Annotated in this window: 13 protein-coding genes; 3 read left to right on the plus strand and 10 right to left on the minus strand. The window is 70.7% G+C overall.

Annotation, left to right across the window (positions count from 1 at the left end; genetic code table 11):
• Positions 1–106: 106 nt before the first annotated feature.
• Genes ASE27_RS16230 through ASE27_RS16240 form a run of 3 tightly spaced genes read right to left on the minus strand, consistent with a single transcriptional unit; the run spans position 107 to position 4,788 of the window.
• Complete coding sequence (locus ASE27_RS16230; RefSeq protein ID WP_056652781.1) at positions 107–523, minus strand: DUF742 domain-containing protein; 417 nt, start codon at positions 521–523, stop codon at positions 107–109.
• 10 nt (positions 524–533) lie between these two features.
• Positions 534–983 (minus strand): roadblock/LC7 domain-containing protein, encoded by a 450-nt coding sequence (locus ASE27_RS16235; protein ID WP_056652785.1) that lies wholly within the window; start codon positions 981–983, stop codon positions 534–536.
• A 40-nt stretch (positions 984–1,023) separates the two neighbouring features.
• On the minus strand, positions 1,024–4,788 hold the full coding sequence (locus ASE27_RS16240) for an ATP-binding protein (protein ID WP_162259238.1): 3,765 nt from the start codon (positions 4,786–4,788) through the stop codon (positions 1,024–1,026).
• Between the two features lie 221 nt (positions 4,789–5,009).
• Between ASE27_RS16240 and ASE27_RS16245 the strand changes: the two genes are divergently transcribed.
• Together ASE27_RS16245 and ASE27_RS16250 are read left to right on the plus strand one after the other, a co-directional pair.
• Positions 5,010–5,987 carry an NAD(P)H-quinone oxidoreductase gene (locus ASE27_RS16245; RefSeq protein WP_056652791.1) on the plus strand — a complete coding sequence of 326 codons (978 nt, stop codon included), beginning with the start codon at positions 5,010–5,012 and terminating at the stop codon, positions 5,985–5,987.
• A gap of 55 nt (positions 5,988–6,042) precedes the next feature.
• Entirely contained in the window at positions 6,043–6,711 is a 669-nt protein-coding gene (locus tag ASE27_RS16250; RefSeq protein ID WP_056653505.1) for a bacterial proteasome activator family protein, read from the plus strand.
• 48 nt (positions 6,712–6,759) lie between these two features.
• Here the strand turns inward: ASE27_RS16250 and ASE27_RS16255 are convergent, their stop codons facing one another.
• The 5 genes from ASE27_RS16255 to ASE27_RS16275 form a co-directional block, all read right to left on the minus strand.
• On the minus strand, positions 6,760–7,653 hold the full coding sequence (locus ASE27_RS16255) for a DMT family transporter (protein ID WP_235535463.1): 894 nt from the start codon (positions 7,651–7,653) through the stop codon (positions 6,760–6,762).
• A 243-nt stretch (positions 7,654–7,896) separates the two neighbouring features.
• Positions 7,897–8,835, minus strand: coding sequence for a carbohydrate ABC transporter permease (locus tag ASE27_RS16260; RefSeq protein ID WP_056652795.1), 939 nt, complete (start codon positions 8,833–8,835; stop codon positions 7,897–7,899).
• Positions 8,832–9,821 carry a carbohydrate ABC transporter permease gene (locus tag ASE27_RS16265; protein ID WP_056652799.1) on the minus strand — a complete coding sequence of 330 codons (990 nt, stop codon included), beginning with the start codon at positions 9,819–9,821 and terminating at the stop codon, positions 8,832–8,834. The genes ASE27_RS16260 and ASE27_RS16265 overlap by 4 nt, the downstream gene beginning before the upstream one ends.
• An 81-nt stretch (positions 9,822–9,902) precedes the next feature.
• Positions 9,903–11,294: an ABC transporter substrate-binding protein gene (locus ASE27_RS16270; RefSeq protein WP_056652802.1), complete on the minus strand. Its 1,392-nt coding sequence runs from the start codon at positions 11,292–11,294 to the stop codon at positions 9,903–9,905.
• A gap of 240 nt (positions 11,295–11,534) precedes the next feature.
• A complete protein-coding gene (locus ASE27_RS16275) occupies positions 11,535–12,536 on the minus strand; it encodes a LacI family DNA-binding transcriptional regulator (protein WP_056652806.1) in 1,002 nt (333 codons plus the stop codon).
• Between the two features lie 250 nt (positions 12,537–12,786).
• On the opposite strand from ASE27_RS16275, the gene map reads away from it, so the two are divergent.
• Entirely contained in the window at positions 12,787–13,569 is a 783-nt protein-coding gene (map, locus tag ASE27_RS16280; protein WP_056652809.1) for a type I methionyl aminopeptidase, read from the plus strand.
• A gap of 66 nt (positions 13,570–13,635) precedes the next feature.
• Here the strand turns inward: map and ASE27_RS16285 are convergent, their stop codons facing one another.
• Together ASE27_RS16285 and ASE27_RS16290 are read right to left on the minus strand one after the other, a co-directional pair.
• Complete coding sequence (locus ASE27_RS16285; protein WP_056652812.1) at positions 13,636–14,202, minus strand: DJ-1/PfpI family protein; 567 nt, start codon at positions 14,200–14,202, stop codon at positions 13,636–13,638.
• Positions 14,203–14,488: 286 nt separating this feature from the next.
• The gene (locus ASE27_RS16290) at positions 14,489–14,986 is read right to left on the minus strand and encodes a GNAT family N-acetyltransferase (protein WP_231907867.1); all 498 of its coding nucleotides are present in this window, start codon (positions 14,984–14,986) and stop codon (positions 14,489–14,491) included.
• Positions 14,987–15,076: the final 90 nt, after the last annotated feature.

Here is a 15,076-nt window from a genome sequence, read left to right on the forward strand (position 1 = left end):
GGGAGCCTGCACGCTGGGCGCACCGCCCCCGGGCGCGACCGGAGCCCATGACGGGCTCGCGACGGCAGGGCCGGCGCCGGGCTGCGGCTGACCGGCCGAGGCAGCGTCAGAGGGTGGAAATGCCATTGAGAACACTCTCCAAGATGCTCAGGGACAGTCCCGAGTTGCTGCCGCCGTGGCCGGTGTGGACGTTCAGCGGTGTCGACGTGTGAACCGTCAGGTAGTTGTCCTCGGCGAGGTCGGCGACGAGGATGCGGGTGACGCCGAGGGGCATCCGCAGAAGCGCTGAGAGCTCGGCGATCGACACATAGTTGTGAGCAGCGTGCTGGAGGATCGCGCGCTTCTCAGGAGGAAGGCCGTAGCTGTTCACAGCACCCGGCATCACCTCGACGAGGGCCTCGAGCGGAAGGTCCGAGGTCGCCGAACGGACACGTCCGCCGGTCACCGCGTACGGACGGACCGTCGCGGCCTCGTACGAGTCCGAGCTGTGCGCTCCCAAGCTGCCAAAAGGTGCGTTCGTCATCGACCTAACCTCATCCCACCGGGGCTCGTGTTGCTCCGTCAACAGGCAGGCTACCGCGCATCTCCGAGATCAACTGAGGCGTCAGGGTGGCCTCGGTCCGGGAGACGAGAAGCGCCATCTCGTAGCCGATCAGTCCGATGTCGCACGTGGACTCGGCGACGACGCTGAGGACCGATCCGTTCGACACGTTCATGAGGAAGAGGAAGCCGTTGTCCATCTCGACGATCGACTGACGGACGTTGCCCCCGTTGAGCTGACGTGCGGCCCCTCGGGTCAGGCTGGACATGCCGGACACGATCGCGGCGAGCTGGTCACCGCTCGTGCGGTCCAGCTGGTCGGACATCGCCATGAGCAGGCCGTCCGCAGACACCACCAGGGTGTGTCGACTTCCCGGGACGGTCCGCACGAAGTTGTCGAGCAACCACCCGAAATTGGTTGCTTCGGTGCTGAGCGCGTTCACACTTCCTCCTTGTCAGTTGCCACAGACGGCGAGCTGTTCGTTACCGCGACTGCGGCGCTGAGTCAGGGACATCATTCCCGTGCGAGGACGGGTCCGTCGACCCCGTCTCGTCGTCGGCCTCGACCCGTCCGCGGGCCGTCGCCGACTGGAAGGCCGCGAGCCGGGCTCGCAGCTGCTCAGGATCGCGATCGATCTTCGCGGTGAACCGGTCGACGTACTCCTCGCGGTTCACCGTCCGCGCGCGCCGCGTCAGCCCGGACGCCGTGACGTCGGACTGGGCCTGAGGGCTGTACGTGCCGGCAGACTCCGCGAACGCCTTGCCCTGGACCTCGGGCCCGTTGCGCAGCAGCGTCGACATCTCCTCGTAGAGCACGGCCGAGGCGATCCAGTCGGACCGTGCCTCGACGGAGTCCGACACGTAGGTCGGGTCGAGGGGCTCGATCTGCTCCTGGGCCGGCCTGCGGACCAACGGCGCCGGAGCCGGAGCAGCCTGCGGCGGTGCCGCGGCGGGCGGCGGCGCGAACGCGGTCGGTGCGGCCGGAGCCGCGAAGGCGACGGGCTGCGAAGCGGCCTGCGGCTGCTGGTAGGCGGCGGGCGCGGCCTGCGGCTGCTGGTAGGCAACCGGTGCAGCCTGCGGCTGCTGGTAGGCGGCGGGTGCGGCCTGCTGCACGGCGGAGGCCTGCGGCTGCTGGTACGCGGCGGCGGACGCCGACTCGTCCGCGCCCGCGGGCTGCGAGGCGAGCGCAGCGGCCGAGGGACGGATGACGGGCAGGGTACCGGTGCGGGGACGGCGGTTGAAGATCCCTCGCTTGCGCGCCTGGCTCTCGCGCAGCGACCGGCGCGTCGGCAGGTCGGCCATGAGGTCCTCGAACTTCGGCAGCGCCTCGAACGAGAGCTCCTCGGGGATCTCTTCCTGGTGCGCGGGCGCGACGGGCGCAGCCTGCCCTGCCGGAGCCTCGTGGGCCACGACCGGCGGAGCGGACTGCACGACCGGGGGCTCGAAGCTCGCCGCGGGGGGCGCGGCCGGAGCCTCGAACGCCGCGACCGGCGGAGCGGCCTGTGCGACCGGCGGAGCGAACTGCTGGACCGGCGCCTCGGCCACCGCCGGCGCGGTGCGCTGCGGAAGGTCGAGCACCGGGGCCGACGGCTCCTCGCCCCGGACCGGCAGAACGACCGGCGCCTCGACGACGGGAACCTCTGCGACCGGCGCCTCGACGACGGGCACCTCGGCAACCGGTGCCTCGCCCTCGGACGCGCCCAGCGGCTCGATCGCGAACTGCGGGGCCCAGGTGCCGTCGTCGGGCACGAAGTCCGGGACGGAGATGTCGGTCGCCGAGACGTCCGGGGCCGCGTCGAGCTCGACGGCCTGCTGCTCGGCGGTGCTCGGGTCGGTCGTGCCCAGGGCACGGAAGCTCGTGAACATCGCGGACCGCGTGCTCACGTCCAGGACGGGGATCTCGGCCGACACCGGCTGGACGGGCGGCATGACGCCGGTCGTCTCTGCGGGGCTCGTGGCACGAGCGCGGCTCGGCAGCGAGTTGCCCGTGGCTGCGACGCCCTCCGGCGGGGACCACGCGTCGGGTGCCGCGGGCAGGTCCAGGGGGAGGGACGGCGTGGCCAGCGGCGGCAGGACGATCGAGCCGGTCTGCGGACCGGGGACGAACGAGGCGCTGGGGGCAGACCCTGCAGGGTCCATGCCACGCGAACGACGACGGGGCATGCCCGTGGACGTGGCGCCGTCGGTCAGTGCGGCGAGGTCGACGGCCACGGCGACCGGGGCCTCGTGGTCGATCTGCGGGGTCGAGGTCGTGGCCGGCCCCGAGTACACGGGGGCGGCCGGCTGCGGCGCGGGCGCCGAGATCTGGTCCGCCGCGACCTGCGTGCGGTTGTCCAGCGGGTCCGTCGGCATCGGCAGCGGGACGTTGGAGTCGGGCACGAAGAGGACGTTCGGGAAGCTCACCGTGACGAGGGTCCCCGCGCCCTCGGGGGCACGCTCGAACGTGACGCGCGCGCCGAGGCGGTCGGAGATGCGTCCGACCACGTACAGGCCGAGGCGCTGCGACCCGACGACGTCCGACGCGGCGTGCGCGTTGACCTTGCGGTTCGCCTCGCCGATCTCCTCGGGGGTCATGCCGAGCCCGTGGTCGCGGATGATGATCTTGACGAAGCGCTCGTCGCGTCCCGTGCTGACCTCGACCGGGGTGTGCGGCTCCGAGAACATGGTCGCGTTCTCGAGGAGCTCGGCGATGAGGTGCGCGGCGTTGAGGGCGTTGTGCCCCAGCATGAGCGGGTCGACGACCAGGTTCAGGCGGACACGGTCGTAGAGCTCGATCTCGGACGATGCCGTACGGATGACGTCGGAGGCCGGCATGGGCTGGCGGACGCGACGACCCGAGTCGATGCCCGCGAGGACCAGGAGCGACTCCGCGTTACGACGCATCCGGGTCGCGAGGTGGTCGAGGCGGAACAGGTTCGACAGCGTGTTCGCGTCTTCCTCGGACCGCTCGAGGTCGTCGAGGAACGCGAGCTGACGGTTGAGGAGCACCTGGTCCCGGCGTGCGACGTTGACGAACATCTCGGCGATCGAGCCACGGAGAGCGGCCTGCTCCCGGGCGACCTGGATGGTCGTGGTGTTCACGTCGTTGAACGCGTTGGCGAGCTGTCCGACCTCGTCGGTCGACTCGATCTCGATCGGCTGGATGCTGATCCCAGGGCCCTGCCCGGGGATCGACACCTGCTCGACGAGGCGGGGCAGCTGGTCACGCACGTCCTGGGCGGCGTCGGTCAGGCGACGCAGCGGGTTCACGATCTGGCGGGCGATGGCACCGGCCACCACGATGGTCGCGCCGAACGCCAGGAGGGTCACGAGGATCGTGATGACGGCTCGCGTCACGGCCGAGGTCGCGTTGTCGGAGGCGATCTCGCCCGTCTCCGCGAGGACCTTGTCACGGACCGGGGTGATGTTCTTGAGGTCGTTGGACGAGGCTGACGCCCAGTCCTGCTGGGCGGTGGTTCCCGCTGCGCCGTTCGCGGCGAGGCCCGAACGCAGACCGACGTAGGTGCCGATCGGCGACGGGATGACCTGGTCGATCCGGAGCTCTCGGACGGCCTTGCGCGCCTGCACGGCCCTGGTGTCGCCCTCGCTGATGAGACGCGCGACGCGGAGCGACTCGTTGTCGAGGTTCCGCGGGGCACCGGGGTTCTCGCGGTTGGCCTGGATGCCGTCGAAGAGGAACTGGACCACCGGGAGCTCGAGCGAGACCTGGCTCATGAGCACGTTGGTGTCGACGTACGCGTCGAGGAACTGGGCGAGGGTGCGGTCGTCGGACGTGTCGGCGAGGACACGCGGGACGTCGAGCGCGTCGTCGATCAGGGTGTTGTACTTCGAGGTGAACCCGAGCTCCTGGATCGAGTTCGTGTCGATCTGCTTGCGGATGTCCGCGAGCTCGGCGCGGTCCTTGACCGTCGCGTCGACGGCGTCACGCACACGCTCGTCGAGCATCGACATGTTGAGGCCGGCGTACACGGCGTCGCGTCGATCGAGGGCCTTGTCCGCCGCGAGGCGGGCCTCCTCGACCAGGGCGTCACCGTTCTCGACCCCGCGGACCCGCTGGATCTCGGCGGCTCGCTCGGCCGCGACGGCCTTTCCTGCGACGTCCTGGGTCGCGAACGCCTTGACGAGCGCCTGCGTCTGCTCGGCGACCCGCGCCTCGTTGATCGCCTGGACCGAGAAGATCGTCGCGGCCAGGAACAGGACGAGGACAGGCAGCGCGAGTGCCGCAAGGATCTTCCCGCGAACGCTCAACCTGCGGAGCATACGAACCTCTCTCCAAACCCTGTAACCAGCGGAAGTTCGTGGGTCCCGGTCGCCTCCGACCGTCCCCCACGCGCCAGACGTGCGTACTAACTATCGGTGCACTTGCCCCGCAGACCTAATCCGGTCATCCAGGGCAAGGCGGTACGTCGAGCCGCGGCTCTCCGCTGACGGACACGAGTCCTCACCGACGAGGACGTAGTGTCTTTTGTGTGCGAGCCGTCACGATAGCGGCCCCGGGCGGGCCAGAGAAACTCACCATGTCCACACTCCCCGACCCCGAACCGGGCCCCGGGGAGGTCGTGATCGACGTCGTCTCGAGTGGCGTGAACCCTGCTGACCTGCTACAACGTGCCGGCCACTACCCCCCGCCACCTGGCGCACCGGTATGGCCGGGTCTCGAGGTGTCTGGGGTGATTTCTGCCGTTGGTCCGCGTCTCACAGGGTGGGACGTGGGTGACGAGGTGGTCGCCCTCCTCGACGGCGGGGGCTACGCGGAGAAGGTCTGCGTCCGCGCCTCTCAGGTCCTGCCCCTGCCCGACGGCGTCACCCTCGTCGACGGGGCCGCCCTGCCCGAGGCGGTGTGCACGGCGTGGAGCAACCTGGTCGACGTCGGGCGCCTCGCCCGGGGCGAGGTGCTGCTCGTGCACGGCGGCTCCGGAGGAGTCGGCTCGGTCGCGACGCAGATCGGGGCCGCGCTCGGTGCCCGGGTGATCACGACCGCGGGGGGCCCCGACCGCACGGCGCGCTGCCTCACGCTCGGCGCGGAGACCGCCGTCGACCACCGGATCCAGGACTTCGTCGCCGCGGTGCGCGACGCGTCGGGCGGCGCGGGCGCAGACGTGGTGCTCGACGTCGTCGGGGCCGCCTATCTCCCCGACAACCTCCGGGTGCTCGCGACGGGCGGACGGCTCGTCGTGATCGGGATGCAGAAGGGGCGCCGTGGTGAGCTCGACCTGGGGATGCTGCTCGCCAAGCGCGCCCAGGTGAGCGGCACGACCCTCCGCGCGCGGCCCGCCGAGGAGAAGGCCAGGCTCGTCCGTGACGTGCTCGAGCACGTCTGGCCCCTCGTCGCCGACGGGCGCGTCCGGCCCGTCGTCCACGCGAGGCTCCCGTTGGAGCGCGCCGCGGACGCGCACCGGCTCCTGGAGTCGGGCGAGGTGTTCGGCAAGGTCCTGCTGCTCCCCTGACGTGGGGTGCGCCCCGACCGTCGCGCGGAGCGCCGGTTCGGGTCAGACTGGGTCGATGAGCGACGAGCCGCGCACCGACCAGAACCCCGACCCGACCGAGACCGGGCAGCAGACCCCTCCGGAGAGCACGCAGGAGGGCCGCGAGGAAGCCCCGGCGGACGAGGACGAGGCCCAGCGCGTCACGATCGTCGGTCCCGACGGGACGGGGGTCTCGGTCGTCGCGAGCGACGACTCGACCGACGAGGACCGCAACCCGAGCGCGGTCATCGAGGAGCCCGCCAAGGTCATGCGGATCGGCGGCATGATCAAGCGCCTGCTCGAGGAGGTCCGCGACGCGCCTCTCGACGAGGCCGCGCGCAGCCGCCTCGCGGAGATCCACGAGAGGTCGCTCAAGGAGCTCGAGGAGGGGCTCTCGCCCGACCTGGTCGCCGAGCTCCACCGCATCTCGTTGCCGTTCACCGACGACGCAGTGCCGTCCGACGCCGAGCTGCGTGTGGCGCAGGCTCAGCTCGTGGGCTGGCTCGAAGGGCTGTTCCACGGCATCCAGACGGCCCTCGTGGCCCAGCAGATGGCGGCGCAGGCCCAGCTCTCGCAGATCCGCCGCGCGCTGCCGCCGGGCACGCTCCCCGTCCCGGGCATGCCCGGTCACCCCGGGCAGCACGCGCGGCCGGGCGCCCCACGCGAGGGCGACGACGGCCGGCCCTCACCGGGCCAGTACCTCTGAGACCTGCTGCACCTCGGCTCCCGCCCGCGCAGCTCGCCCCCGTGCGCCCTACGCGGGCGGCGGGTCCGTGCGCTGAGCGGTCATCGCGATGGCCCCCGAGACCAGGAGCAGGCCGACGAGCTCGAGCCACGACGGGAACTGCTGGAGCACGACGGCGCCGATCACCACCGCGGTCGCGGGCAGCATCGCGAGGAGCACGGAGAACGTCGCGGCGCTGACCCTGCGCAGGATGAGCTGCTCGAGCACGTACGGGACGACCGACGAGCACACCGCGATCCCCACGACCGCGAGGAGCAGCTGCCAGTCCTCGAGCACGGCCCCGGACGACGGCGCCAGGAACGGCGCGAAGACCAGGGCCCCCGCGGCCATCGCGACCGAGAGCGACGTGACCCCTGACCCGGACAGGGCCACGCGGCGGCCCAGCAGGATGTACGCGGCCCAGCACGCCGCCGCGAGACCGATCGCGACGAGCCCGATCACGACGTCCTCGTGCGGCAGGTCGGACGTGAGCGTGACGCCCGCGAGGAGCACGACGCCCACCGCCGCGACCGCGATGCCACCGCGCTCGCGCCAGCCCCGCCCGGTGATCGCCGCGACCGCCACGGGACCGATGAACTCGATCGCGACCGCCGACCCGAGAGGAAGATGGTCGATCGCGACGTAGAACGTCACGTTCATGGCAGCCAGGGCCACGCCGAACACCGCGGCCCACGCGAGGGTGCGCCAGGTCCAGCGCTGGCGCCACGGGCGGCGCCACGCGAGGAGCAGCAGAGCCGCGACGACGATGCGCAGCCAGGCGACCTCGGGCGCGCCGACGACCGCGAACAGCCCCACCGCGATCGCGGCGCCGAGGTACTGGGTCAGCCCGGAGACGACGAAGAGGGCGGGCGGAGGGACCCGCCCTGCGGCGGAAGCCAGCGCACGGCTGGGGCCAGAGAGCACCCGACGACCCTACGTCGGGCCCTGCCGACCACGAGACCAGGCAGCACCTGACGACGTGTGACGCGCGACGCCGTCGGGCAGGGCCTTCCCGCAACCACAGGTCACGAGTCCCCGGTGAGCCCACCACGACGCAAGGGGTCGCGCCCGCAGAGACGTCGGGCGGGGTCGTTCGCGCGGCCGTGGCCGGGCCTGCCGGACGGCAGGCCGCGCGAGCAACCCCGCCCGACGGCGGAGCAACGAGACTCACCCCTTGACGGAACCCGCCAGGAGACCTCGGACGAAGTACCGCTGGAGCGCCAGGAAGACGATGACCGGGACGACCATCGAGATGAACGCTCCGGCCGGCAGCAGGTGCCAGTTGGCGCCTCGTGACCCGGAGAGCTCGGCGATGCGGACCGTGAGGGGCGCGACGTCGAGCGCCGAGCCGAAGGTCAGCGCGACCAGCAGGTCGTTCCAGACCCACAGGAACTGGAAGATCCCGAACGCCGCGATGGCCGGGACCAGGAGCGGCATCAGGACCGTGAAGAAGATCCGCACGTGCCCTGCGCCGTCGACGCGAGCGGCCTCGACGAGCTCGCGCGGGATATCCTTCATGAAGTTGTGGAACAGGAAGATCGCGAGCGGCAGCGCGAAGATCGTGTGCGAGAGCCAGACGGGCCAGAACGAGCCGTCGATGCCCCAGCTCACGTACTGCGAGAGCAGCGGCACGAGCGTGACCTGGATGGGGATGATCTGGAGCGCGAAGACCGCGACGAACAGCAGGTTGCGGCCTCGGAAGTCGATCCACGCGAACGCGTACGCCGCGAGGAGCGCCAGGGTGATGGGGATGATGACGGCCGGCAGGGTGATGACGACCGAGTTCACGAAGTAGCTCGCGAAGTTGGTCGAGCTGCCGAAGAGCGCGTCCTGGTAGTTCTCGAGCGTGAACTCGGGGTTGCTGAACGCGGTCCACCAGCCGGTGCGACGGATGTCCGCGGCGGGGCGGAACGACGTGACGAGCAGCCCGAACGTCGGGATGGTCCACAGGACCGCGAGGATGATCGCGATGGCCGACGCGCTCTTGGAGCTCGCGCGACGGCGGACGGCGCCCGCCCGGCGGTCGAGGCTGTCGAGCTTGCCGACGCCCTTGCCCTGCTCGGGGGTCTCGTCGACGATCGTGGTGTCGGGGATCGGGATGCTCATCGGATCTCCTCCGACGCCCGCAGCTGGCGCACGTTGTAGATGATGATCGGGATGACGAGGATGAACAGGATCACGGCGAGCGCGGCGCCGAGGCCCTTCTCGCCCTGTCGCAGGGCCTGCGTGTAGAACTCGTTCGCGACGACCGAGGTGTCGAACCGCCCGCCCGTCATGGTCCGGACGATGTCGAAGACCTTGAGGGTGCCTATCGCGATCGTCGTGAGGACCACGATGAGCGCGGGGCGGATGCTCGGGACGGTGATGTAGCGGAACATGCGCATGCCCGAGACCCCGTCGAGGCGGGCGGCCTCGACGATGTCGTCGGGGATGGCGCGGATGGCCGCGGCGAGGATCGTCATGGCGAACCCGGCCTGGATCCAGATCATGACCATGATGAGGAAGAACGTGTTCCAGGGGGCGTCGAGCAGGAACTTCTGGGGTTCGAGCCCCACCCAGACGAGGATCTGGTTCAGGAGGCCGATCTGCTGGATGTTCCCGATGTCCGCCTTGTACTCGTACATGAACTTCCAGATGATGCCCGCGCCGACCATCGAGATGGCCATGGGGAGGAAGATCAGGGTCTTGGCGAACTTCTCGAAGCGCGACCGGTCGATCACGACCGCGTAGATCAGGCCCAGCAGCGTCGAGACGAGCGGGACCACGATGACCCAGATCGCGGTGTTGCGCAGGACCACCTGGAACTCGTCGCGGGTCAGCGCGGTGATGTAGTTGTCGAGCCCGACGAACTCCGTGCTGGTGCGGTTGAAGAACGAGTCACGGACCGTCTTGATGCCCGGGTAGAGCAGCCCGAACCCGATGAGCAGGAGCGCCGGGCCGGCGAAGACCGCGGCGATCACCCAGTTGGGGACCCGCTTGGGTAGGTCCGCGAGGAAGAGGATCACGCCCATCACGACGACGAACAGGAGGATCGCGAACAGCATGACCGCGAACTTCCCTGCCGGACCGTCAGGCGTCAGTAGCCAGTCCATGGAGCACTCCTTCGTGCGATGGGGGCCCGCCATGGTGGCGGGCCCCCATCTGTGGATCGTAGGTCAGGCGTCAGCGGACGGTCAGGACGTCGGCCACGAAGCCTCGATCGCGTCGAGCACCGCGGTGTCCGACTTGTCGCTCGCGATCCACTCGGTCATCTCGGTCCAGAACGACCCGGCTCCCACGGCGGCGGGCATCATGTCCGAGCCGTCGAAGCGGAACACGTAGCTGTCGTCGGTCAGCAGACCGTACGAGAGCTGGTCGATCGGGGACTGCAGGAGGCTCTTGTCGAGCTCCTTGTTGGCGCTGATCCAGCCCTGCGGGGTCGCGGTCGCCTTGGCGTTCGACCACTCGGGGCTCGTGAGGAACGCCTGGAAGGCCTGGACCTCGGGACGGTCCGCGAACGAGACGACGAACTCGCCGCCGCCCAGGACCGGCTTGGCCTCGGTGTCGTTGCCCGGGAAGTAGAACGCGAAGACGTCGCCGTCCTCGGCCACCGTGGTGCCCTCGGGCCAGTTGGCCTGGTAGAACGACGCCTGGCGGTGCATGTAGCAGAGGCCGTCGAGGATGGGCAGGCCGCCCTCGGTGAACTCGGTCGTCGCGATCGACGAGACGTCGCCGATGCCGCCGTTGACGTAGTCGTCGTTCTTGAGCACCGTGCCGACCGTGGCGAGGGCCTCGGCGATCTGCGGGTCGTTGAACGGGATCTCGTGGTTGACCCACTGGTCGTAGACCTCGGGTCCGGCCGTACGGAGGACGACGTCCTCCATCCAGTCGGTCGCGGGCCAGCCCGTGGCCTCGCCCGAGCCGATGCCGGCGCACCAGGGCTTGATCTCGCCGTCCGGGTTGTCCTCGACGATCTGGTCGGAGAGCGCGATGAGCTCGTCCCAGGTGGTGGGGATCTCGTAGCCGGCGTCCTCGAACATGGCCGGGGAGTACCAGACGAAGGACTTCACGTTGGCGCCGAGCGGGGTCGCGTAGAGCGTCCCGTCGACCGTGCCGTAGTCGCGCCACGACTCGGTGTAGAACTCGTCGACGTTGGCCGACGCGGCGTCCCCGACGGGGAGGATCGCGTCCGGGTAGTCCTGGACGAGGCTCTTGAGGAAGCCCGGCTGGGGGATGTAGGCGATGTCCGGCGCGCTGCCGGACTGGATGCGGATGGGCAGCTGCGCCTCGAACTCCTTGGAGCCCTCGTACTTGATGGTGGCGCCCGTGCAGTCCTCGAACGGCTTGTAGGACTCCTGCTGCTGCTCGGCCTCGGTGTCGACGATCGTCGTGTAGACCGAGACCGTCTTGCCCGAGAGGTCGCCGTACTCCTCGTAGGCGGAACAGTCCGCGGTCGCGGCCTCGGTGTCTCCGGCGTCGCCTCCGTCGCCGCTGCCGCTGCACGCGGTGAGCACGATGGCGAGGCTCGCGCCGCCAGCGACGGCCGCGAGCGCGCGGCGCTTGATGGACAGGGTGCTTCTTGCCATGACTTTTCCTCCACAACGTTGTGGTGCTGACATCGCGGTCGGCCCGCAGGTGTCGCAGTCACGTCGGCCACGACGCGACTGCCCCACTGCTCATGCAAGCGTTTACATCTCGGTTGCGCAAGCACAAGCAGGGGTCACTTCAGTAACGATTCCGTTACTCATGACGCCTCGCAACCGCCCAATGTGGTCACGCTCCCACATCTGTGACCTGCGAAAGCCCGGAACGCCGCGGAACCGGCGTCAACGAGGACGTGCGGTCGAGGTCCGCCGGACGAGGCGCGTCGGGTACGTCAGGCTCTCGGGGACGGGCGCGCCGTTGATCATCTCCATGAGCAGCATCGAGGCGTCCGCGCCCTGCTGGTAGGCGTCCTGCCCGATCGTCGTGAGCCCGACCAGCTCGCCCAGGTCGTGCCCGTCGACCCCGATGACCGACAGGTCCCCGGGCACGTCCAGCCCCAGGTCACGGGCCGCGAGGATCGCTCCCATCGCCATCTCGTCCGAGGCCGCGAAGATCGCCGTGACGTCGGGCCTGCGGCGCAGCAGCTCCCTGGTCGACGACCGTCCGCCCTCGACGTCGAACCCCCCGTTGGCCACGAGCCCGGCCGAGACCTCCAGGCCCGCGGCGACCAGCGCGCGCTCGTAGCCCGTCGAGCGCTCGACGGGCGGCGACCACGACGAGACCAGGTCCGGCATGCCCGTGACGTGCCCGATCACGCGGTGCCCGAGGTCGATCAGGTGCCACGTCGCGAGGGATCCCGTGCGGACGTCGTCGAGCCGGACCGTGACCTGGTCCGCGGGGCCCGAGCCCACGAACGCGAGCGGGGTGCCCAGCTCGACGAGCGAGCGGACCTCGTCGTCGTCGAGCGGGAGCCCCACCACCAGGGTCCCGTCGACGCGCCGCCGCAGCACCGTGGGGTCGACCTTGCGCCGCGGCCGGTCCTCCCCCACCTCGAACGTGTAGAGCAGCACGTCGTAGCCCACCGAGCGCAGCGCCCGCTCGGCGCCCTCGATCACGTTGGCGAAGAACCAGCGGCTGACCCACGGGGTGATCACGCCGATCGTGCGGGTTCTGCCCGTCGCGAGCGAGGCCGCAGACGGCGACGGGACGTACCCCAGCTCCTCGGCCACGGCCCGGACCCGTGCACGCGTCGCCGCCGAGACGTTCGGGAGTCCGCGCAGGGCTCGCGAGACCGTCGCCGTCGAGACCCCGGCCGCCTGCGCTACCTCGTCGATTCCTGCCACGAGGAGCGATTCTCCCCCTCACGGGAGTCAGAAGCGATTCGCGCCCGGCATGCGCGCACCGGGCGCGCGTCGTCCGCCGGCACCGGGCCGAGGCGCACCCCACCCCACGACCACCCCGCGACAGCAGGCCGTCGCCACCCGGGAGTTGCACCCCGCCTGCCCTCCCGTGACACCCTGGGAGCAGGTCGGAGAGCCCCGCGGAACCCCGCGGTGGACCCGGCACACCCGAGCACGCACCGAGAGGAACACCATGATCGAGCTGAGGACCCCCCGCGAGATCGAGCAGATGCGCCCGGCCGGCCGCTTCGTCGCGGACGTCCTCACGCAGGTCAGCGCCGCCGCGAAGGCCGGCGTCAACCTGCTCGAGCTCGACGCCCTGGCCCACCGGATGATCAAGGAGCGGGGCGCCGAGTCCTGCTACATCGACTACCACCCCTCGTTCGGGGCGAGCCCGTTCGGCAAGGTCATCTGCACCTCGGTCAACGACGCCGTCCTGCACGGCCTGCCGTTCGACTACCGCCTCCAGGACGGCGACCTGCTGAGCCTCGACTTCGCGGCCTCGGTCGACGGCTGGGTCTCCGACAGCGCGGTGTCGTTCGTCGTCGGGAACCCGCGCGCGGGCGACCGCGGCGTCGCCGACCAGAAGCTCATCGAGGCGACCCAGGACGCGCTCGCCGCGGGCATCGCGGCCGCGCAGCCGGGTAACAAGATCGGTGACATCTCGGCGGCGATCGCGGCCGTCGGGCACGGGGCCGGCTACCGCATCAACACCGACTTCGGCGGGCACGGTGTGGGCCGCACCATGCACGGCGACCCCCACGTGCCCAACGACGGCCGCAAGGGCCGCGGCTTCCCGCTCAAGCCGGGCCTCGTGATCGCGATCGAGCCGTGGTTCCTCGAGACGACCGACGAGATCTTCACCGACCCCGACGGCTGGACGCTGCGCAGCGCCGACGGCTCGCGCGGCGCGCACTCGGAGCACACGGTCGCGATCACCGAGGACGGGCCGCTCGTCCTGACGGCGCGCGACTGACTCCCGGTCGCTCGCTCGCGAGGTAGAGGGCGGTCCCCCTCTACCTCGCGGCCGAGGGAGATCGCCTCACGCCACGGGCGCCGACGCCTCGAGCAGCTTCATGAACTCACGCATCCACGCCGGGTGGTCGGGCCAGGCTCGCCCCGTGACGAGGTTGCCGTCGACGACACCTGCCCCGTCCTCGAAGATCCCTCCGCCCGCCTCGACGTCGAGCCGCAGCTCCGGGTAGGCCGACGACGTCCTCCCCTCGAGCACGCCCGCCGCCGCGAGCAGCATGGGCCCGTGACAGATCGCCGCGACCGGTGCCCCCGCAGCGAAGAAGTGCTGCACGATCCGCTGCGCGTCGGGGTCGTTCCTGATGTACTCCGGCGCACGGCCGCCCGGCACCACGAGCGCCACGTAGTCCGAGGGGTCGACGTCGGCGAACGCGACGTCGGCCGCGAGCGTGTGGCCGAGCTTCTCGGTGTACGTGTCGAACCCGTCGACGAAGTCGTGCACGACGAGCTGGACCTTGCGCTTCGAGGGCGCCGCGACGTCGACCTCGTAGCCCGCCTCCAGCAGCCGCTGGTAGGGGTAGAAGACCTCGAGGGTCTCGCCGCCGTCACCGGTCAGGAGGATCACCTTGGGAGCCATGCCGCACCTCCGTGCATGTCGTCGCGCTGCGCCGCGCGAGAGCGTCCGGGCGGCGTCGGTGCCGCCGGTCCACTCAGCGTGCGCCGCGGCGTCGACGCGGGCAAGGGCGGTTCGCACCGGGTGAGAAACGCATGCCCGACGGCGTCGCGCACCACCCGTCGAGGCGTCGCTAAGCTCGCCCCATGACCGCAACGTCGCGGCGAGCCGGTCCTGCGAGGCCCACGCCGCGAGGTAGAACGTCCTGCGCGAGGTAGTACGCAGCGCGTTCTACCTCGCGCAACGCGTTCTACCTCGCCGCGCGACCGGTGACGGGCCTCTTGTAGAACGTCGCCGAGTCCTCGTACCCGAGCGCGTCGTAGAACGCGCCCGAGCGCCTGCTTGCGAGCGAGACGTACGCGGCTCCGGAGTCCTCAGCCCAGGATTCCGCCGCTGTCATGAGCTGACGCCCTACGCCCTGCCCTCGCGCCGCTGCGTCGACCATGACTTCCTCGACCCAGACCACGAGGCCGTTCGCGAGGAACGTCAGATGCCGGTGCGCCACCAGGTATCCGACGGCCTCGCTCTCCCGGTCGGCGACCAGCAACAGCGCCTCTGGGGTCGTCAGGAGTGCCCGGAAGGTCTCCTCGAAGGTCTCGCGTACCGGGCGGAAAGATGTCGCGAAGTCGCGGGCGAGGGGCCAGAGAGCCTCGAGGTCGGCGACCGCTGCCCGTCGGATCGCGGGCTTCGCAGACGGGGCGAGGACGGCTGAGATCGGCCGGGGAGCATCGGCCGAGGTGATGTTCACGCGCCGAGCGTAGCGGGCACGTCGGCCACCCCACGCCGCGAGGTAGAGGGTTCGGGCCGAGACAGAGGCCTCTGGCCCTCTACCTCGACG

The sequence above is a fragment of the Oerskovia sp. Root918 genome, assembly GCF_001428945.1.
GTDB lineage: Bacteria > Actinomycetota > Actinomycetes > Actinomycetales > Cellulomonadaceae > Oerskovia > Oerskovia enterophila.